This window comes from Streptomyces sp. NBC_00190 (genome assembly GCF_036203305.1).
Classification (GTDB): domain Bacteria; phylum Actinomycetota; class Actinomycetes; order Streptomycetales; family Streptomycetaceae; genus Streptomyces.
In genome coordinates, this window is the sequence record NZ_CP108131.1 from 7788813 (window position 1) to 7809115 (window position 20303).

General features: G+C 71.7%; 18 protein-coding genes. 9 read left to right on the forward strand and 9 right to left on the reverse strand.

Translation table 11 applies throughout. The features are described 5' to 3' along the window. Nucleotides 1-2: 2 nt before the first annotated feature. Entirely contained in the window at nucleotides 3-1376 is a 1374-nt protein-coding gene (locus OG429_RS36080) for a cytochrome P450 (protein WP_328929464.1), read from the reverse strand. Nucleotides 1377-1390: 14 nt separating this feature from the next. Continuing rightward, complete coding sequence (locus tag OG429_RS36085; protein ID WP_328929465.1) at nucleotides 1391-2428, reverse strand: terpene synthase family protein; 1038 nt, start codon at nucleotides 2426-2428, stop codon at nucleotides 1391-1393. Between the two features lie 630 nt (nucleotides 2429-3058). Here OG429_RS36085 and OG429_RS36090 point away from each other — a divergent pair. Beyond that, nucleotides 3059-3466, forward strand: coding sequence for a hypothetical protein (locus tag OG429_RS36090; protein WP_328929466.1), 408 nt, complete (start codon nucleotides 3059-3061; stop codon nucleotides 3464-3466). Nucleotides 3467-3512: 46 nt separating this feature from the next. Beyond that, nucleotides 3513-3737 carry a hypothetical protein gene (locus OG429_RS36095; RefSeq protein ID WP_328929467.1) on the forward strand — a complete coding sequence of 75 codons (225 nt, stop codon included), beginning with the start codon at nucleotides 3513-3515 and terminating at the stop codon, nucleotides 3735-3737. On the opposite strand, the gene OG429_RS36100 is transcribed toward OG429_RS36095, so the two are convergent. Next, a complete protein-coding gene (locus OG429_RS36100; protein ID WP_328929468.1) occupies nucleotides 3725-5107 on the reverse strand; it encodes an LCP family protein in 1383 nt (460 codons plus the stop codon). The genes OG429_RS36095 and OG429_RS36100 overlap by 13 nt on opposite strands. Nucleotides 5108-5242: 135 nt before the next feature. Here OG429_RS36100 and OG429_RS36105 point away from each other — a divergent pair, with 135 nt between their 5' ends. Next, on the forward strand, nucleotides 5243-6148 hold the full coding sequence (locus tag OG429_RS36105; RefSeq protein WP_328929469.1) for a hypothetical protein: 906 nt from the start codon (nucleotides 5243-5245) through the stop codon (nucleotides 6146-6148). 43 nt (nucleotides 6149-6191) lie between these two features. Here OG429_RS36105 and OG429_RS36110 read toward each other — a convergent pair whose 3' ends face one another. Then, a complete protein-coding gene (locus tag OG429_RS36110) occupies nucleotides 6192-6473 on the reverse strand; it encodes a hypothetical protein (protein ID WP_328929470.1) in 282 nt (93 codons plus the stop codon). 127 nt (nucleotides 6474-6600) lie between these two features. Between OG429_RS36110 and OG429_RS36115 the strand changes: the two genes are divergently transcribed. The 4 genes from OG429_RS36115 (at nucleotide 6601) to OG429_RS36130 (ending at nucleotide 10474) form a co-directional block, all read left to right on the forward strand. Further along, nucleotides 6601-7173 (forward strand): putative glycolipid-binding domain-containing protein, encoded by a 573-nt coding sequence (locus tag OG429_RS36115; RefSeq protein WP_328929471.1) that lies wholly within the window; start codon nucleotides 6601-6603, stop codon nucleotides 7171-7173. Nucleotides 7174-7531: 358 nt separating this feature from the next. Continuing rightward, nucleotides 7532-8110, forward strand: a complete 579-nt coding sequence (locus tag OG429_RS36120; RefSeq protein WP_328929472.1) for an RNA polymerase sigma factor — start codon at nucleotides 7532-7534, stop codon at nucleotides 8108-8110. A gap of 938 nt (nucleotides 8111-9048) precedes the next feature. After that, nucleotides 9049-9816, forward strand: a complete 768-nt coding sequence (locus OG429_RS36125; protein WP_328930531.1) for an IclR family transcriptional regulator domain-containing protein — start codon at nucleotides 9049-9051, stop codon at nucleotides 9814-9816. 166 nt (nucleotides 9817-9982) lie between these two features. Next, entirely contained in the window at nucleotides 9983-10474 is a 492-nt protein-coding gene (locus OG429_RS36130) for a hypothetical protein (RefSeq protein WP_328929473.1), read from the forward strand. A gap of 27 nt (nucleotides 10475-10501) precedes the next feature. Here OG429_RS36130 and OG429_RS36135 read toward each other — a convergent pair whose 3' ends face one another. The 3 genes from OG429_RS36135 to OG429_RS36145 form a co-directional block, all read right to left on the reverse strand. Further along, nucleotides 10502-11239: a VOC family protein gene (locus OG429_RS36135; protein WP_328929474.1), complete on the reverse strand. Its 738-nt coding sequence runs from the start codon at nucleotides 11237-11239 to the stop codon at nucleotides 10502-10504. Nucleotides 11240-11515: 276 nt separating this feature from the next. Continuing rightward, a complete protein-coding gene (locus OG429_RS36140; protein ID WP_328929475.1) occupies nucleotides 11516-11716 on the reverse strand; it encodes a DUF5988 family protein in 201 nt (66 codons plus the stop codon). A gap of 41 nt (nucleotides 11717-11757) precedes the next feature. Next, the gene (locus OG429_RS36145) at nucleotides 11758-12195 is read right to left on the reverse strand and encodes a VOC family protein (protein WP_328929476.1); all 438 of its coding nucleotides are present in this window, start codon (nucleotides 12193-12195) and stop codon (nucleotides 11758-11760) included. A 211-nt stretch (nucleotides 12196-12406) separates the two neighbouring features. Here OG429_RS36145 and OG429_RS36150 point away from each other — a divergent pair, with 211 nt between their 5' ends. After that, the gene (locus OG429_RS36150) at nucleotides 12407-16351 is read left to right on the forward strand and encodes a Pls/PosA family non-ribosomal peptide synthetase (protein WP_328929477.1); all 3945 of its coding nucleotides are present in this window, start codon (nucleotides 12407-12409) and stop codon (nucleotides 16349-16351) included. Between the two features lie 67 nt (nucleotides 16352-16418). Continuing rightward, complete coding sequence (locus tag OG429_RS36155) at nucleotides 16419-17834, forward strand: M1 family metallopeptidase (protein WP_328929478.1); 1416 nt, start codon at nucleotides 16419-16421, stop codon at nucleotides 17832-17834. A 56-nt stretch (nucleotides 17835-17890) separates the two neighbouring features. Here OG429_RS36155 and katG read toward each other — a convergent pair whose 3' ends face one another. After that, entirely contained in the window at nucleotides 17891-20122 is a 2232-nt protein-coding gene (katG, locus tag OG429_RS36160; RefSeq protein ID WP_328929479.1) for a catalase/peroxidase HPI, read from the reverse strand. Further along, nucleotides 20106-20267, reverse strand: a complete 162-nt coding sequence (locus OG429_RS36165) for a hypothetical protein (protein ID WP_328929480.1) — start codon at nucleotides 20265-20267, stop codon at nucleotides 20106-20108. Before OG429_RS36165 ends, katG begins: the two co-directional genes overlap by 17 nt. Nucleotides 20268-20303: the final 36 nt, after the last annotated feature.

Sequence of the window (20303 nt, forward strand, 5' to 3'; positions counted from 1 at the left end):
CGTCAACGGCGTGCGACAGGAATCATCGGCAGCTCGCTGGGCTGGGGGATTCCCGCGGGAACCTCGCGCACCGTGACACCCGGCGCGGGCGTCAACTGCCACCGGGACACCACGCTCGCCACCGCGGTGAGGATCTCCGCCACCGCGAACGAGTCGCCGATGCACTTGTGCGCACCGGCGCCGAACGGCACGTACCTGTGATCGCGCGGTCGCTCCGCCCCCTCCCGCCAGCGGTCCGGATCGAAAGTCGTCGGACTGGGGAACAGCGCCGGGTCCCGGTGCAACGCGTACGGGCTGTACGCGATTTCCGCTCCGGCCGGGATCGAGACGCCGCCGAGGGTGACGGGAACCAGGGCGCGCCGGGTGAAGAGCAGGGGCGAGTGCAGGCGCAGCGCCTCCTGGAACACGCGGTTCGTGTACGTCAGTTCGCAGAGGTCGGCCGGGCGGACGGGGCGGTCGCCCACCACCGCGTGGACCTCGGCGTGCACGCGCTTCTCCACCTCGGGGTGACGGCCGAGTTCGTGGAAGATCCAGGCCAGGGTGGTCGCCGAGGTCTCCGTACCGGAGAACATGATGGCGATCGCCTCGTCCCGTACCTGCTCGGGGCTCATCGTCGCGCCCGTTTCGGCGTCCACGCTGGACAGGAGCAGTGAGAGCAGGTCGTGACGGTCCTCCTGCGCGGCGCCGTCCCCTCCCGCTCCCGCCGTTCCGTACTGCGCGATCACCTGGTCGATGATCTGGCGCAGGCGGGCGGCGGCCGTGTCGAACCGCCGGTTGAGCGGGATCGGCAGCCGGTCCAGCGACTTGGGCATGACCGCGCGCAGGAGCATGCCCTCCAGGACGACGGGCAGCGAGCGGTGCACCTCGGCGACGGCGGGCCGGCTCAGGTCCCCGGAGAAGATCATCTCGGCGACCGAGGACAGCGCGTACTGGCGTGTCTCGGTGACCATCGAGACTTCGCGGCCCGCCGTCCACGACGCGGACATGGCCTCCGCCTGCCGGCACATCACCTCGGTGTACTCGGCGATGTGGTTCCGGTGGAAGGCCGGCTGGATCATCCGGCGCTGTTTGCGGTGGAACTCCCCGTCGGTCGTCACGATGCCGTTGCCGAACATCGGGCGGAGCCGGTCGAAGACCCGGCCGCGGCCGAACCGCTGCGCCTGCTGGACCAGTACGGCGTGGACGTGGTCGGGGCTCGTGAGGACGTGGACGGGCCACGTGCCGATGTCGAGCCGCACGACCTCGCCGTGGTCCTGCAAGGACTCCAGGAACGCGATCGGCTGCCGCCACAGTTGCAGCGCGTGGCCCAGGAGCGGTAACCGTCCCGGAACGACAGGGGCGTTGACGACGGGGCCGGGGTGTTCCGCTCGCTCCATGGACCGACTCCCTGTCATGCCACCGAAACCAGGCCCGGGCGGATGTACTCGGACTCCAGCCCGGCCGCGAACCGTTCGTCGCTGTACCGGGTGCACTCGTAACGCTGCCACAGATCCGCGCCGATCATCCAGTCCTCGTAGCTCCGCACGCATCGGGACACCGCGGCGCGCAGCGACGGGTCCGTCTCCCCGCGGGCGTCCAGGGCCTGGAGCAGGAGCCGCTGTGCGGCCAGGAACTCGTCTATGCGGACCTGGATGCGGTCCTCGACCGTGCGGACCGCGTCGGGAAGCGAGCACCGTTCCCAGGAGGATATGAGGGAGACGAGGTTGTTGTTGTCGCCGCAGGAGTGCTCCTTCGGCAGCGAGAACACGTCGTTCCCCCACGAGATGACGTCCACGGCGCTCGCCACGACCTCCTGGAACTCGGGGAGGTCGTGGATGCGTTGCGGCAGGTCGATGCCCAGCCCGGCCTCCACCATGTCCATCATCGGCAGCATCTGGGAACTGTGCCGGCGCATGAGGATGTAGTCCTGGACCGCGGGGCGCCCTCCGGGCCCGCGGTTGCCCGCCTCCTGGTCCAAGGAGCGCAGCATGAGCGGCACATGGGAGCGGTAGCGGGCCGCGGTGCCCTCGGACATCCCGGCCAGGATGCGGTCGCAGAGGTCGATGAACCCGGTCACCAGCGGATTGGCCGACGACGACGCGCTGCCGCTCCTTCCCGTCTCCAGGTATCCGGTGATCGCCGCGGTGACGGGGCCCCAGGCAGCCACCTCACCGGTTCTGATGAGGTGGTCGTGCTGGTCGTCCAGGACGAACGACCAGGCCATCCACTCGGCGAGCAGGACGATCCTCTCGTACGGGACCTCGCCGCTCACCCGGCCCGCGAGGTGGCCGAATCCGATCCCCGCGAACTGCTCGACGGCGTCGGTGACGAGTTCGTGGCGGACCACCCACGAGGTGGCCTCGGCGTTGGCCTGTGCGGCCTGAGGATGCTTGGAGTTCCCGAACGGAAGGTGAAAATCGGGAACAGAGAAAGAGTTGAGCTGGGTCATTGATCCCCCGTAAAGAGTCTACTTCGCCAATACCCGCTCAATTCGCGATCGCGATTGTCGCGACGCTTCGGGACACACCCCCTCTGCTGCACCTTCGTCGCAGCGGCACGCTGCGGCTCCTGGAATGAACCGATCGCGGAGCGACCAGATTCCGCCGACGCACGACCACATCAAGCCACCCATGCAGTAATTAACTCTCAGGGTGCAGCGCACTGTCAATGTAGGGCGAGTGGAGACACTGAATTAATCCGGAAAATTCCGAAAGTGTATTCGCTCAGAATATGCAAAGCGCATAGTCGGCGCCGCGTGGGGCGTCCGGACAGGCGCCGGCGGGGGTACGGGCCCTCCTCGGAAGGGGAGTTGCCGGCGAACGTGCGCGCCGCAGAGTCGGCCGTAGACCTCTTCCAGCCACGGGTGCGTACACCGGAAACGGTGCATCCAGGGGGGTGTTGCTCCTGCCGGGGCCGAACTCGTTCGCGCAGCGGCCCTGTTCGCATGCGGGACGGGCCGTGCGCAGTCCGGAAACGGCCGGGAACGCACAGCGGCGGGCGAGTGGCCGAAGAGCGCCGTGGAAGTGACCGGCGCTGCCTACACTGCGGGTGGACACGGTCGTCCGGGCAGGGGTGGAACATGCGCGAGTCCGATCCGGCAGACCTGGGCGACGGCTGTGAGGCCGATGTCCTGGGCGCCTACCTGGAGGTCCTGCGGGCGCGGCTGAACGGGGAGCGGTTCGAAGCGCTCATCCGCGCGGTCCAGCTCACCTGCGCCCTGCTGGGAGACGGCCGCCGGCCGGTCCTGGAGGTCCCCGGAGAGAGCGACCTCGCCCCCGACCTGCAGTGCGAGTACCTGTCCCTGATGGCGGTGATGATCACGGGCCACCTCGACCACCGCCTGGTCGAACTCGCCGCCCCCGACGGCGCCCGGGGCTGGGCCGTCGTGGAGAACATCCGCTCCCGTCAGGCGCGCGAGGCCGACCGGGCGTGGATCGAGAAGGAACTGGAAGGCATCGTCCGCGCCGGCGACGCAACGCCATCGTGACGTCCCCGGCGGGCAGGAGCGGACGGGCTGTTCGTACACTCGTGCGGTGAGTGGCGTGAGGTGTACGTACTGCGGGGCCGTCGGGCTCGAACCCGGATTCGTGGAGGACAGCGGCGAAGGGGCCCGCGGCTATGCCCGGTGGATCGCCGGGCCCTTGGAGCGCGGGTTGTTCGGCGGGGCGAAGCGGATGGGGAGGCCCCGCCGGCAGATAGAGGCCTTCCGCTGTCAGCGGTGCGGTCACGTGGAGCTCTTCGCCACTCACCCCGTCTGAGCGTCAGGGTTGGACGCGGATGCGGACGCGGACGCGGGTTCCGGCCGGGCAGGTGTGCCGGCGCAGCGGAGGCTGTCGGCGGTGACGGGGGCGCCGTCGGCGACGTTGCGGTCGTAGGTGACGGGCTTGACCCGGACGGGCTCGGTTCCGACCGTCACGTCGAAGAACTTGTCGTCCTTCGGGACCGCGCGCAGGCGGGAGCCGGGCAGGGCGGCCGCGAGGGTGGCGGCGTCCTCCTCCAGGCCCGCCGGGTAGCTGATGACGGGCGGCCCGCCGGGGCGTACCGCGGGCGCGGACTGCGAGGTGTCGGTGACGGCGAACCCGCTGCCGCGCAGGGCCCCGGCCACCGCGCTGTCGTCCACACGGACCGCGATGCCGGCCGGGTTGGTCGAGGCGGGGTTCTCCGGGACAGGCTGGATGCGGGTGTCGCCGGTGATGGGACGGTCCGCGCGCAGCGCCTCCCAGAGCGCCGCGGATCGCGGCTCGTCCCACACCAGCGTGGAGCCCACACCGGGAACGCGGTGGTCGAAGAGCCGGATCGGTACGGTCGCGAACTCGGTGCGGTCCGCACGCAGCCGGCCGAGCGCCCAGCCGATGCGGACCAGGTCCCGCAGGCCGGTGCCCTCGTCGGTGCGTACGGACTTCAACAGGGCCCGGGCGGTGCGCGCCGTGTTCACGGGGCCGTCCAGCGCGCCCTCGGCGGTGAGCCGGGCCAGCAACCCGGTGACCACGCGCTGCTGGCGCCGGACCCGGCCGAGGTCCCCGGGCCGCTGGTTGACGTGCCGGGCCCGGACGTAGCGCAGGGTGCGGTTTCCGTCGGTGTGGTGGACACCGGTGCCGATGTCGAGACCGGAGTTCTCGTCCTGGAGGGGCCTGTCCGTGCACACGGTCGCACCGCCGAGGTTGTCGACGGCCTGCTCGAAGCCGGTGAAGCCCGTTTCCAGGTAGTGGTCGACGCGCAGGCCGGTGACCTTCTCGACGGTGCGCACCGTCAGCGGGCCGCCGCCGAGCGCGTACGCGCCGTTGATCTTGCCGAGGCGGGGCGGGCCGCTCGGGCCGGTGGCGCCCGCCGTACCGGCGTACTCGACGTAGGAGTCGCGCGGGATGGAGACGACGCTCGCGCGCCGACGGTCCCGCGACAGGTGCACGAGCATCATCACGTCGGTGCAGTTGCATCCCTTGCCGCCCACGTGGAGCCTCTGCTTCTCGGCGGAGGAGAGGCCGGCGCGGCTGTCGATGCCGACGACCAGGATGTTCGTGCCCCGGCCGTGACTCGGGACCGTGCGGTCGGCCGATACGGCCTGCTGGCCGAGGAACGAGCCGGATCCCAGGGCCGCCAGCAGGGCAAGGGCAACAGTGAGACGACGCAACGCACACCCCATAAGTCGGCAAACCGGAACAGAACCGGAGGTTAGCGGGTGGGTGTGCGCGCCATGGGACTACGCGCCGGGACGGGCCGCGCCCGCCCCCGTCCGGCAGCGGGAGGTCCTTGTAGGTTCTGCCCCATGACCCTCACCACCCCGCCGCGGCCGCTGGACGTCGAGGCCCTGTTCCCGGATCTGGCCGCCCACCGGGGTACGGCAACGCGGCTGCACCCCCGCGCCGGTTCCCCGGGGGCGGGCGACAGCCACGTGGGCGGGCCGCTGCTGTGGCCCGCCGACGAGCCGTGGCCGACATGCGACGAGCCGCACGAACACAGCGGGCCGCTGCTCGCCGTCGCCCAGCTCTACAGCCGGGACGTCCCGGACCTGCCCGCCGGTCCCGACGGCTGCGATCTGCTCCAGGTGTTCTGGTGCCCCTTCGACCGCCACGGTCCCACAGGTCACGGCATGCACGTGCGGCTGCGCTGGCGCCGGTCCGCAGAGGTCCGCGAGGCCTTGGCGGAGCAGCCGCGGGCGACGGTCGTCGGCTTCGACGGCTACGTGCCGAACCCGTGTGTGCTGCACCCGGAGCGGGTCACCGAGTACCCCTACATCGAGCTGCTGACCGGAGAGCTCGGTGAGCGCGTCGAGGAATGGGAAGACGCCCAGGAGGAGGCCGCGTACGAGGAGGCCGCAGACGAGGAGGCCTCCGACGGGGAGGACGAGGACTCCTCCGCGTGGCCGAGCTACCAGAGCGACCTGTCCATCGCCCCCGGCTGGAAGGCCGGAGGGCACGCCGCGTGGAACGTCACGGGCCCCGGGACGATGGACTGCCGCGGCTGCGGCCACGGAATGGAGCTTCTCCTGACGATCGATACGTACGAGTGGCGCTCCGACAGCACCAGTTGGCGGCCGGCGCAGCAGGCCGGGGCCGTCCCCGGGACCGACTCGAACCGCCCGACCGGGGTCGCCGTCGGCAACTACGGCAGGCTCAACATCTTCGCCTGCCCCGAGGACCCCGCCCACCCACACGGTTTCGCCATGCAGTGACCGGTGCCTGCCCGGCGGACCGGCCGGCCGCTCGGACGGCCGGTCAGGATCGGCCCCCGGCGGTGATCTCGTCGCGGATCAGATTGCGGTGCTCCTCGTACAGGAGACGCGCGTCGTCGCTCGCGAGCGCTTCGGTGCCGAGGCCGCACGCGCAGGTGACGACGGCGAGGTCCGATGCGGCCCGCCGGCTATTGCCCTCAGGGGCGGTACAGCCGTCGCCCTTCACGTTCTCGAAGCGGAGGCGGTGGCGGGAGACGGGTGGGCGCCGTTCGTCGGGAGTGACCGTCGAGTCGCCGTAGTCGAGGGTGAACCGGTGTTCGTTCATGCGTCCATCATCGCTTCTCCGACTGGCTCGGCACCGGTTGCGGCGCGCCCCGCGCACACCGTCGCCGGGGAGCGGCCGGGCGCTGCGTTCCCGTATGCGGACGGCGTCGCGACGTAGGCTCGCCCGTATGAGTACTCGTCACCTCGCGCGCACCTGGGAGATCTTCCCCGACAGGGGGTACTCGACGGCCTGGCTCGGCCTCACCGGCAGCCGCCTCGCCGCGCGCGGGCGGTCCGTGGGCCTGGTTCCCGAGCCGTACTGGGTGACGTACTCGCTGGAGACCGCCGACGCGTACGTGACCTCGCGCCTGCACGTCACGGTCGAGACGGCGGCATCGTCCCGGACACTGGACCTGCGCAACGAAGCGGGCCGTTGGACGGCGAACGGCGAGTACCGGCCCGATCTCGACGGCGCCCTCGACTGCGACCTGGGCCTGTGCCCGGTGACCAACACCATGCCCGTACTCCGTCACGGCCTCCACCGGCAGCCCGGAACCGCCCCGCACCACTTCCTGATGGCCTGGGTCTCCGTCCCCGGCCTCGACGTCAGCGCGAACCGGCAGACGTACACGCACCTCGCCCGCGCCGAGCACGGCGCGCGCATCCGCTACGAGTCCGGCGACTTCCGCAGCGACGTCGAGTTCGACGACGACGGGCTGGTACTGGACTACCCGCTCCTGGCGACGGCGCTCACCCGCTGACGCCCGCGCCGCGGGGCGGCTGCCGGGTTCGCGAGGCGACTCCCGCGTACGCGAGGCGGCGCGCGCGGGTGTGAAGCGGCGCGCGTGGGTGTGAGGGGCGCGCGAAGGGCCGGATGCGCCCGATCCGGAAAATTTCCGGACAGCGGCGTGCACGAACGGGCGCTTTCTTCGATGGGGTGGTCCGTAGGGGGCGCTCGACGCTCCACAGCTGCCGCGCCCGGGGGCAGGCACGCCCGTTTCGCACACGCCATTTGAAGGGTTTCCGCCGACGTGAATGTTGCCGAGATCGCCGCCCTCGTGCTGATAGACGCCACCGTGTCCCGGGTGTTCGCCGTTGATGTCAGCTGTGGAGGAGTGCATGAGTGAGGGCGAGTTCGACCCATCCGGAGACCGGGCGGTCTCCAGCGAGCTGGTGGGGGTGCTGCCGGTGGACTTCACCGCCTTCCACTCCCAGCACCACCGGGCCTACCTGCGCTACGCCCATCTTCAGCTGGGCGGCCGCAAGGACGCCGAGGACGTGGTCGACGACGTCTTTACCTTTCTGCTCAAGGTGTGGCCGCACGCCCTGAAGGAGGCAAGCCTGCACGCCTTCGCCTGGGCCGCGCTGCGGGAGCACGTCGAGCGGCGCATGGCCGCCCTGAACCGGCCGGTGGCGATGGTGGAGACGGCCTGGTTCGCGGCTCTGCGCCGTTCCTCCCGGGAACGGCTGGAGCTGCTGGAGTCCAAGCTCGGCCTGTACTCGGCCATCGCCGACCTGCCCGAGCGTCACTACGACGTGGTGCTGCTGGCTTTCCTGCTGGGCAACGAGTACGACACGGTCGCCCGGATGATGGGCATCGCCCCCGCGACCGTCCGCTCGCACATCCGCGGCGCACGCCGAACCCTGTCCCGCAAGCTCGGGGTGGACTGGATCCCGGGAGAGGAGAAGGCCCAGTGAGCGATATGACACGCGACCGCGACATGGAGTTGTGCGAACTGGACGCGGCCCTGGAGAACGCGACGGTACTGGCGGAGGAGTACGCCGGATACGACGAGTACGCCGCCCGCCGCCGGATCGCCCGCCGCGTCGTGGCCGACCGCGCCCGCCAGACGAAGGCCTGCGCGGGGGGCGCCGCGCCGCTGCCCGGACAGGGGACCTCGGTGTCGGCCGATCGCCTGGTGCTCGACGCCGCCTGCCATGTACGGGCCGCGAGGAGCCTGGAGGACCTGACCCGCCGCCTCGTGGAGAACAGGGCCTTCGCCCAGCTCGCCCTGGCCGCCGGATCCTGGCCCCACAGCATGGAATCGGCGCTGCTCTTCGGCAGCCTCCTGCACCTGGCCGGCAAGACGGAGGGGGCGCAGTTCTGGTTCCGTTACGCGGCCGGAGCCGATTCGCGGACCGGTGCCCACTGCCTCTACCTCCACCACCTCGCCCGCGCCGAGGTCGCCACCGCCCGCCACTGGAAGCGCCAGGCCGGGCTGCTGCCCGCGGACGAAGGCCTGTCCGCGTTGCCCGGGATCCCCGATGACCTGGAGGACGCGCTCGGGGCATCGGTCATCTGGAGCACCCCGCCCATCACCACCCAGGACCTCACCACCCTCGCGGGCGGTCCCGGATGCTGCGGGCACACCGGCTACCGGCTCCCCGTACAGCTGCGCGGGGCCGTCACCGCACTGCTGTGCTCGGTGGACCCGGACCTCGGCGAGGTCTTTCACCCGGGCCCGCACGTCGCGGTCGCCGTCGCCCAGCACGCCCGGCTCAATCCCCTGCGCCTGACCGACGAGGCGAACGCGTGGGCGCACGAGGCACTCAAGCCGCCCCGCCCGACCCAGGCCGGACGCAGGTTCCCCGAGGGACGGCCGGCGTCCGCCGCGCTCGAATCCGTTCACCAGGCCTTGCGTGTCCTGGAGATCATCAACCGCCACTCGGGCGGCGTGAGCCTGACGCAGGTCGCCCGTGAGACGAAACTGCCCCGGTTGGTGCTGGCCCGGGTGATGGAGCGGCTGACCGGGGCGAACCTCGCCACCGCGATCGGGCCGGGCGCGTACGTGGCGGGTGGGGCCCTGTTGCCGACCGGTGCGGTGAACGCGGACCGGCGCGGGCAACTCCACGAGGCCCTGGTGTGGGTGAGGGACGCGGTCGGCGCCGCCGTCTACGTGGCCCGGTACACCGATGGCGACATTTCCATCACCCAGTATGCCGACGGCCCGGCCACACCGCTGGTGGAGGAATGGGTGGACTTCAGGACGGCGGCGCACGCCTCCGCCGTCGGCAAGGCGTTGCTGACGCAGCTCGACCACGAGGGCCGACGGGACCACCTGTCCCGGCACGGGGCCGTCCGGTTCACCTCCCACACCATCACCAGCCACCAGACGCTCTTCCACCAGCTCGACGCACGCGAGCCCGACCAACCCCTGCTGGACGTGCAGGAATACGCGCTGGGCACGGTGTGCGCCGCGGTCCCCATCACCGCCGGCCGGAACGCCGAGTGCCTCGCCCTGTCGCTCCCCGCCCCGGATCCGTACCGTCTCCAGCAGGCCGCGCGGATCCTGCAGAGCGAGGCCGCCACCGTGCTGCTCGCCCTCGTCGTGGCCGGCAGCGCCCCGAGCCGGACAGCCCGCGCGGGCGAGCCGGGGAGCGGCCTCCTGGCCACGGTCTTCTAGGCCGAGAGAAGGACAGGCCTGCCGCGAACGCGTGACGGGCCGTCCGCTGTTCAGCCAGGCGGACGCCCGCCCGGGACACGGCGGCTCGGGGTGCGCCGTCCGCCCGGATGGGGGAAGCTGGGCATGGCCGAGCAGCGTGGACGGTGGGACAGACGAGGAGGGTCTCGTGGTGACTTCAGGAGACGGCCGGCTCGCCAGTGCACCCCGCCCCAGGGTGCGGACGGCCACCTTGTTGTGCGCGGCAGCGGCCCTCGTGGCGGCCGCCGTTCCGGCCTCCGCGCAGCCGGGGGCCGCACCGGCCCCGACCCCGAAGCCGGGAACGGTCGTGGTCGCCGACTGCTTCGACCAGGCCCAGGTGCGACCGGAGGAATACCTGCTGGCCTGCGGGGACGGCAACAACCGCCTCGTGGAGCTGCGCTGGGACACCTGGGGGCAGCGGACCGCGACGGCCACCGGTACCGACATGGTGAACGACTGCAGCCCCAACTGCGCCGCAGGCCGCTTCCACCCCTACCCGGTGACCGTGACCCTGAGCAAACCGCAGCCCTGGCCGGAACGCGACCATGTCCGGCGCTTCACCATGATCCGGCTCGTCTACCCCGACAACGCGCCGTACCCGGACGCGAAGAAGGACGTGTCGTACAAGCTCGTGTACTGACGGCGCGGCCGCGAGGCGGCGCAGCAGTCAGGCCGATGGGCGCTGGGGGCTCATCACGGTGAAGAGGGCGCCCTCGGGGTCGCCGAGGGTCACCGAGCGCTCGGCGCTCGTCGTACGGACGGGACCGGCGATCCGGCCGCCCAGTGCGGTGGCGGCGTCCGCCGCACGCTCCAGATCGGGTACGTGGAAGTGGACGTGCCAGCGGGGGCGGACCAGCGGGTCGGGGGCCTCCTCCAGAGCGCCACCGTTGATCCGCGCGACGGTTTCGTGACCGTGCCGCAGCACGACGTGGTCGTGCTCGTAGGAGACGGTGCACGAGCCGGGCCGCTCGGCGGCCCAGTCGAGGACCTCGCCGTAGAAGATGGCCGCGGCGAACGCGTCGCGCGTACGCAGTTCCAGCCACGCCGGAGCGCTTCCCCGGCCCACCGCCCAGTCCGGGATGACCTCGCCCTGCCAGAAGCCGAAGACGGCCCCGGCGGGGTCCGCTGCCAGGGCGGCCCGCCCGGTGCCGAAGGCGAGAGGGCCGACGGCCATGGTCGCGCCGCGTTCGCGGATGCGCGCGGCGGTGGCGTCGGCGTCGTCGACGGCGAAGTACGGCGTCCACGCCACCGGCACACTGAGGCCCTCGGCCAGCGCGCCCATGCCCGCGACGGGAGTTCCGTCGCGCAGGGCGACCGTGAAACCGTCACCGATGCGCGTGCTGCGGAATTCCCAGCCCAGCACGGCGCCGTAGAACCGCCGGGCGGAGTCCAGATCCCGAGTCATCAGGCTGACCCAGCACGGTGCACCAAAGAGTTCATGGCTCGACGTCGACACAGCTGTCAGCCTCATCTGCAGGTCGCAGGGCGGGGGACTTCCTCACCGTAGCTCCGGCGCGGGCGACCGGCCGCGAGGCTCGGCCCGCACCGTCCTCGGCGCCTCCCAACGGCTCCCGCCGGGCGAGCCGTTGATGCGGAGCCGGCCCTGGCGCCGGCCGTGCCGTGCCCTGTGGCGGCGCGTGCCGCGCGTGCAGCGGGCGGGTGATACGACGCGGTCACCGCTCTACTCGGCGATCTCCGTCCGCTCCCACCACTCGTACACGGGCAGCTCGCCCTCCGGTCCGGCCCGGTGCCGCGACGTGGGCCTGAAGTGCTCGTATCCGCCGAGGTGCGGGATCTTCAGGTCTTCTCCGGGGGCGGGGGCCGGGACGATCCGCTCGCGCAGGTCGTCCGGGCCGCCTTCAAGCGCTGCCTTGTCTGCCATGTCTCCAGTCTTCCGACCTGCGGGACCGCCCGCATGTCGAATCAGGCCTGCTGGGCGCTGATGTTGACCATCCAGGTGATGCCGAAGCGGTCCGTGCACATGCCGAAGACGTCGCCCCACATCTGCTTGTCCAGCGGGACCGCGACCGTGCCGTCGGCGGAGAGACCGTCCCAGTAACCGCGCAGTTCGCCGGCGTCGTCACCGCTCAGGCTCACCGCGATGTTGTTCCCGGGCTTGTGCGTCGTTCCCGGTGGGTTGTCGGCAGCCATCAGGGTGAATCCGCTGTCGGTCTCGAGGATGCCGTGCATGATCCTTTCAGCGGCCTCGCCGGGAGGCCCTCCGGCGTTCCCGGCCTCCTGCCCGCCGAAGTCACCGTACGTGTTCAGCGTGAGGATGCCGCCGAAGGTCCTCTTGTAGAACTCCATGGCCTGGCGGGCGTTGCCGTCGAAGCTGATGTAAGGATTAAGTCGAGAAGGCATGACATTCCCCTTTCCTCATGAGATGTCAGTTCTCGCAGACTAGGCGATGCGCAATACCGTTCCTTCCCAGCCACGCGCAAGGGTTCAACCGGAAAATCCTTGACGACGCACTAGACTGGAGGGCTGTTTGGCGCTGGACCGGAACAACCTGGGCAAACCCGGGCTCCGCCCGGCGACCCGGAGGTTTTCCGGAAACGAGACACGAGGGCCGATGGCAGCCACACCTGAGCGTGGTGAACTCACTCTGCTCGACGAGGGTGAGACGCACCGGGAGACGCACGAGGAGTCGTACGAGGGGACGTACGAGGAGTCCGGCAAGTCCGCCCGGTTGTCCGCCGGGCCCGCCGCCCCGCCGCGTACCCTCGTCGACGTCTTCGAGGCCTCCGTACGGGAGTACCCCGACGAGCTCGCCCTGGACGACGGCTCCGCCCGGCTGACCTACCGGACACTGGCCGTCGAGGTCGAGCGCCGTCGGCGCGCCCTCGCGGCCGCCGGAGTGGGGCTCGGTGACCGGGTCGGCGTACGCGTGCCGTCCGGGACCAACGAGCTGTACGTGGCCATCCTCGCCGTCCTCGCCGCAGGTGCCGCCTACGTGCCCGTCGACGCCGAGGACCCGGACGAGCGCGCCGAGCTGGTCTTCGGCGAGGCCGGGGTGCGGGCCGTGCTGGGCGCCGGAGCGCGCATCGACACCACCGGCCACGCGGACGCCCGTACCCCTTCCGCCGCGCGGCCCGGCCCCGAGCACGACGCCTGGATCATCTTCACCTCCGGCTCCACCGGCAAGCCCAAGGGCGTCGCCGTCAGCCATCGCAGCGCCGCCGCCTTCGTGGACGCCGAAGCCGCGCTGTTCCTCGCCGAGGAGCCGATCGCACCCGGCGACCGGGTCATGGCCGGACTGTCCGTGGCCTTCGACGCCTCCTGCGAGGAGATGTGGCTGGCCTGGCGCCACGGAGCCTGCCTCGTGCCCGTACCCCGCTCCCAGGTGCGCAGCGGCGCCGACCTCGGTCCCTGGCTGGTGGAACAGGAGATCACCGTGGTCTCCACGGTGCCGACACTGGCCGCGCTCTGGGAGCCGGACGACCTGGGTGAGGTCCGGCTGCTGATCTTCGGCGGCGAGGCCTGCCCGCCCGAGCTGACCCAGCGCCTGGTCACCGAGGGCCGCGAGGTCTGGAACACGTACGGCCCCACCGAGGCCACCGTCGTCGCCTGCGCCTCGCTGCTGACCGGCGAGGAGCCGATCCGGATCGGCCTTCCGCTGAACGGCTGGGAACTGGCCGTGGTCGACGAGTCCGGTGAGCCGGTGCCGATGGGCGGCAGCGGCCAGCTCGTGATCGGCGGCGTCGGCCTGGCCCGCTACCTCGACCCCGAGAAGGACGCCGAGAAGTACGCCCCACTGGAATCCCTCGGCTGGGAGCGCGCCTACCGCAGCGGTGACCTCGTCCGCGCGGAACCGGAGGGGCTGGTCTTCCTCGGCCGCGGCGACGAGCAGATCAAGCTGGGCGGCCGCCGGATCGAGCTGGGCGAGGTGGATTCCGCACTGCAGGCCCTGCCCGGCGTCGCCGGCGCCGCCGCCGCCGTGCGCACGGCGCGCAGCGGCAACCAGCTGCTCGTCGGCTACCTGGTCACCCAGGAGGGCTGGGACCGCGCGGCGGCCGTGGAGCGGCTGCGCGCCGAGCTGCCCGCCGCCCTCGTACCGCTGCTCGCGCCGGTCGACGAGCTGCCGACCCGTACCTCCGGCAAGGTGGACCGGGACGCGCTGCCCTGGCCGCTGCCCGAACTGGAGACCACCGGCCCAGTCGAACAACTGTACGGAACCGAGGCCTGGCTCGCCGAGCAGTGGAGCGAGACCCTCGGCGTGGCCGTCACCGGCGCCGCCGACGACTTCTTCGCGATCGGCGGCAACAGCCTCGCCGCCGCCCAGCTCACCACCCGGCTGCGCACGCGCTACCCGAGCGCGGCGGTGCTCGACATCTACCAGCAGCCCACCCTGCGCAAGCTGGCCCGGCGGCTGGAGAAGTCCGTACAGGACGACGGCGCGGCCCGGACCATCCTCCCGGTCCCGCTGCGGTCCAAGGTGATCCAGTCGCTCCTGCTGCTCCCGCTGTTCACCCTGGTCGGCCTGCGCTGGACCGTGGCGCTGCTGGCCCTGGGCAACGTGCTGCACCTGTTCGGGCCCTTTCCGTGGGCGCCGACCGCCTCCTGGTGGCTGGTCGCCGCCGGCGTGGTGCTGCTCTTCAGCCCGCCGGGCCGCCTCGCGATCGCGGCCGGCGGCGCTCGCCTGCTGCTGCGCGGGGTGAAGGCGGGACGCCACCCCCGCGGCGGAAGCGTCCACCTGAGGCTGTGGACGGCCGAGCGGCTGGCGGAGTACGTCGGCGCGACCTCACTCACCGGGTCCTGGCTGGAGCGCTACGCACGCGCTCTCGGTGCCAAGATCGGCCCCGAGGTGGACCTGCACTCGCTGCCCCCGGTCACGGGCATGCTCAAGCTCGGCCGCGGCTGCGCCGTCGAGTCCGAGGTGGACCTCTCCGGGCACTGGCTGGACGGCGACCGCCTCGAAATCGGCCCGGTCAAGGTCGGCGCGGGCGCCGTGGTCGGCACCCGCAGCATCCTCTTCCCCGGCGCGCGCGTCGGCAAGCGCGCCGAGGTGGCCCCCGGCTCCGCCGTGGTCGGCCAGATCCCCACAGGCCAGCGCTGGGCCGGAGCGCCCGCCGGCAAGCTGGGCAGGGCCAAGCGGAACTGGCCCAAGGAACGCCCGCCGCGCGGGCTCCCCTGGCGGGCCGCATACGGGGCGGCCGGCTTCGGCCTCACGGCCCTGCCCGTGCTCGCCACCCTGCCCGCCCTGCTCGTGCTGAGCCGGTTCGTGCCGGCCGACGCGAGCCTTGCCGACGCCCTGCGCGGGGCGCTGCTCGCCGTGGTGCCCGGGGCGCTCGCGTACGGGTTCGCGTACGCGCTGCTCCTGCTGGTCTCGGTACGGCTGCTGAGCCTCGGGCTGCGTACGGGAAACCATCCGACGCACAGCCGGATCGGCTGGCAGGCCTGGACGGTCACCCAGCTGATGGACCTGTCCAGGGAAACCCTCTTCCCGCTGTACGCCGGGCTGATCACACCGGTGTGGCTGCGGCTGCTCGGCATGAAGATCGGCCGCGGCGCGGAGGTGTCCACCGTGCTCGCGCTGCCGAGCCTCACCACCGTCGGCGAAGGCGCCTTCCTCGCCGACGACACCCTGACCGCCCCGTACGAACTGGGCGGCGGCTGGATGCGGATCGGACACTCCGAGATCGGCCGCCGGGCCTTCCTCGGCAACTCCGGAATGACCGCGCCGGGCCGCAACGTACCGGACGACGGGCTGGTCGGCGTGCTGTCCGCCACCCCGAAGAAGGCCAAGAAGGGCAGCTCGTACCTGGGCCTGCCGCCGGTCCGGCTGCCGCGTTCCGCCTCGGATGCCGACCGGAGCCGGACGTACGACCCGCCCGCGCGGCTGCTGTGGGCGCGCGGACTGGTGGAGCTGTGCCGACTCGTCCCGGTGTTCTGCTCGGCCGCCCTGGCCGTGCTGACCGTGGCGGCGCTCTGCGCGCTGATCACGGCGAGCGGCCTGGGGATCTGGGGAGCGGCGCTGCTGTCCGGAGCGACCCTGCTCGCCGCCGGTGCGGCCGCGTGTGCGGTCGCCGTGACCGCGAAGTGGCTGCTGGTGGGCCGGCACCGAACGGGGGAGCACCCCCTGTGGAGCGGCTTCGTATGGCGCAACGAGCTGGCCGACACCTTCGTCGAGGTACTGGCCGTGCCGTGGCTGGTCGGATCGGTGCCCGGTACGCCGCTGCTGGCCCTGTGGCTGCGCGGACTCGGGGCGCGGATCGGCCGGGGCGTGTGGTGCGAGAGCTACTGGCTGCCCGAGACGGACCTGGTGGTGCTGGGCGACGCCGTCAGCGTGAACCGTGGCTGTGTGCTCCAGACCCACCTCTTCCATGACCGGATCTTGAGGACGGATACTGTGGTTCTCCGTGAGGGCGCCACCCTGGGCCCGGGCGGAATCGTCCTGCCCGGGAGCACGGTCGGGGCCCGCAGCACACTGGGTCCCGCGTCACTCGTGATGGCCGGGGAATCCGTCCCCGCCGACACCCGCTGGCTGGGCAATCCGATCGAGGCGTGGCGGTCCTGAGAACGGCGGCCCGTCCTCGACAGAACCAGCACGTCGTACGAGCACAGCGCAGGGAGCGGAAGCGGCAGTGAGCGGCCAGAAGACAGCGGCATCGGACCCGTACTTTCCGGCCAACGGAGACCCCCGTTACCGCGTGCACCGGTACGAACTCGCTCTGGAATACCGTCCCGGCCCCAACCGGCTCGCCGGGTCGGCCCGGCTCAGCGCGATCGCCGGGCGGGCGCCCCTCACCGAGTTCCACCTCAACCTGGCCGAGTTCAAAGTGGGCCGGGTGCTGGTGAACGGCCGGGCCCCGCACTACGCGCACCGGGGCGGCAAACTCCGTATCCGGCCGGCCAAGCCGCTTCCGGCGGGCGCCGCCTTCACCGTGGAGGTGCACTGGGCGGGCAACCCCAAGCCGGTGCGGAGCCCGTGGGGCGGCCTCGGCTGGGAGGAACTGACCGACGGGGCGCTGGTCGCCAGCCAGCCGGTCGGCGCGCCCTCCTGGTATCCGTGCAACGACCGTCCCGCCGACAAGGCCTCGTACCAGATCTCCGTCAACACGCCCTCCGCCTACACGGTGGTGGCCTGCGGCCGGCTGCTCACCCGGACGACGAAGGCCAGTACCACCACCTGGGTGTACGAGCAGTCCGCGCCGACCTCCAGCTACCTGGTCGGCCTGTCCATCGGCATGTACCAGACGGTGCTGCTCGGCGATCCCGGGCTCGGTGGCGTTGCGCAGAGCGCCCACGTGCCGGCGCACCTGCTGCCGCGGTTCTCCCGCGACTTCGCCCGGCAGCCCGCGATGATGCAGCTGTTCGAGGAACTGTTCGGGCCCTATCCCTTCGGCGAGTACGCGGTGGTCGTCGCCGACGAGGAACTCGACGTCCCCGTGGAGGCCCAGGGCCTCTCCCTGTTCGGCGCCAACCACGTGGACGGCGTACGCGGTTCGGAGCGCCTGATCGCCCACGAGCTCGCGCACCAGTGGTTCGGCAACAGCGTGACCATCGCCGACTGGCGGCACATCTGGCTGAACGAGGGCTTCGCGAAGTACGCGGAATGGCTCTGGTCGGAGCGCTCCGGCGGACGCACCGCGCACGAGCTGGCGGCCGCCGCACACCGGCTGCTCGCCTCGCAGGCACAGGACCTGCACGTGGTCGACCCGGGCCGCAAGCTGATGTTCGACGACCGCCTGTACCAGCGCGGGGGGCTCGCCGTGCACGCGATCCGCTGCGCCCTGGGCGACGGCGCGTTCTTCCGCATGCTGCGTGACTGGGCCACCATCCACCGCCACGGAGTGGTGACCACCGCCGGCTTCACCAACCATGTGGTCCGGTACGCGGCCACGCCGATGGACGACGTGTTCTCGGCCTGGCTGTACGAGCCGTCCCTCCCGCCGCTGCCCTCGGCGCCCTCGGCGCCCGCGCGGCCGTCGATACCGGCGAGGCCGGAGTACCCGCCCACGAACGGCGGGCCCACGGGCCGGGGCAGGGCTTCCGCGTAGCGGAATTCCGCCGAGGAGGTCCGGGCCGGCCGGCGGGGCCGGCCCGGACCCGCTGATCAGGCGAGGTCGAACCGGTCGAGGTTCATGACCTTGTCCCACGCCGCGACGAAGTCCTTCACGAACTTCTGCTTCGCGTCATCGCTCGCGTAGACCTCCGCGAGCGCGCGCAGCTCGGAGTTCGACCCGAAGACGAGGTCGGCACGGGTGCCCGTCCACTTGACCTCGCCCGTGGCGGCGTCGCGGCCCTCGAAGGTGTTCGCGTCCCCGGACGTTGCCGTCCACGCCGTGCCCAGGTCGAGCAGGTTGACGAAGAAGTCGTTCGTCAGGGACCCGGGGGTCGTGGTGAAGACACCGTGCGCGGACTGCTGGTGGTTCGCGCCGAGGACGCGCAGGCCACCGATGAGGACCGTCAGCTCGGGGGCGCTCAGGGCCAGCAGGTTCGCCCGGTCGAGCAGCAGGTACTCGGCAGGCAGCCGGTTGCCCTTCCCGAGGTAGTTGCGGAACCCGTCGGCGGTCGGCTCCAGCGCGGCGAAGGACTCCACGTCGGTCTGCTCCTGCGAGGCGTCCGCGCGGCCCGGTGCGAAGGGGACCGTGATCTCGGAGCCGGCGTCCTTGGCGGCCTGCTCGACGGCCGCGCCGCCGGCCAGCACGATGAGGTCGGCGAGCGAGATCCGCTTGCCGCCGGTCTGCGCGGCGTTGAAGGCTTCCTGGATCCCCGTCAGGGTCCGCAGGACGGTGGCGAGCTCGTCGGGCTCGTTGACCTCCCACCCGCTCTGCGGCTGGAGGCGGATGCGCGCACCGTTGGCGCCGCCGCGCTTGTCGCTGCCGCGGAAGGACGAGGCCGCCGCCCACGCGGTGGAGACGAGCTGGGACACCGACAGGTCCGACGCGAGGATCCGGCTCTTGAGGGAGGCGATGTCCGCGGCGTCGACGAGCTCGTGCGTGACGGCGGGCAGGGGGTCCTGCCACAGGAGCGTCTCGGCCGGGACCTCGGGGCCGAGGTAGCGCACGACCGGGCCCATGTCGCGGTGGGTCAGCTTGAACCACGCGCGGGCGAAGGCGTCCGCGAACTCGGCGGGGTCCTCGTGGAAGCGCCGCGAGATCTGCTCGTAGGCCGGGTCGAACCGCAGCGACAGGTCGGTGGTGAGCATCGTCGGGGCGTGGCTCTTCGACGGGTCGTGGGCGTCGGGCACGGTGCCCGCCCCGGCGCCCTCCTTCGGCCGCCACTGGTGGGCGCCGGCGGGGCTCTTGAACAGCTCCCACTCGTAGCCGAACAGGATGTCGAAGAAGCTGTTGTCCCAGGCGGTCGGGGTGTTCGTCCAGATGCCTTCGAGACCACTGGTGATCGCGTCGGCGCCCTTGCCGGTGCCGTAGGCGTTCTTCCAGCCGAGGCCCTGCTCCTCTATCGAGGCGGCTTCGGGATCGGCGCCGACGTTCTCCGCGGGACCCGCGCCGTGGGTCTTGCCGAAGGTGTGACCGCCCGCGATCAGGGCGACGGTCTCCTCGTCGTTCATCGCCATCCGGCGGAAGGTCTCACGGATGTCGCGGGCCGCGGCGAGCGGGTCCGGGTTGCCGTTCGGGCCCTCGGGGTTGACGTAGATGAGCCCCATCTGGACCGCGCCCAGGGGGTTCTCCAGCTCGCGTTCGCCGGTGTAGCGCTCGTCGTCGAGCCAGGTGGTCTCGGGACCCCAGTAGACGTCCTCGTCGGGCTCCCAGACGTCGGCGCGGCCACCGCCGAAGCCGAAGGTCTCGAAGCCCATCTGCTCCAGGGCGACGTTACCGGTGAGGATCATCAGGTCGGCCCACGAGAGGCTCTGGCCGTACTTCTTCTTGACCGGCCACAGCAGACGGCGGGCCTTGTCGAGGTTGCCGTTGTCCGGCCAGCTGTTCAGGGGGGCGAAGCGCTGCTGGCCGGCCCCGGCGCCGCCGCGGCCGTCGCTGATCCGGTAGGTGCCGGCGCTGTGCCAGGCCATCCGGATCATGAACGGGCCGTAGTGGCCGAAGTCGGCGGGCCACCAGTCCTGCGAGGTCGTCAGCACCTCCGCGATGTCCTGCTTGACCGCCGGGAGATCGAGGGTCTGGAACGCCGCGGCGTAGTCGAACTCCTCGCCGAGCGGGTTGGCGACGGCCGGGTTCTTGGCGAGGATCTTCAGGTTGAGCCGCTCGGGCCACCACTGGCGGTTTCCGCCGCCCTGCGTCGGGTGCGGCGCGCGCCCGTGCGCGACCGGGCAGCCACCTACGCCCTCGGCCTTCGCGTCTACGACGATTGCATCATGGTTCTCGGACATGGGAATCCTTCCGTACCAGGCGGATCGCGGTGTTCAGGAACTGAATGCGGTGGAACAGCCGGGGCTCCGGGCCCCGGCACATGTCCTCGGCCGTGTCGATCTCCTCGACGCCGAGGTGGTCACCGTCCCGGACGGTCTCGAACAAGTGGGACGCGAGCGGCCGTCACCTGCGGCATGCCGG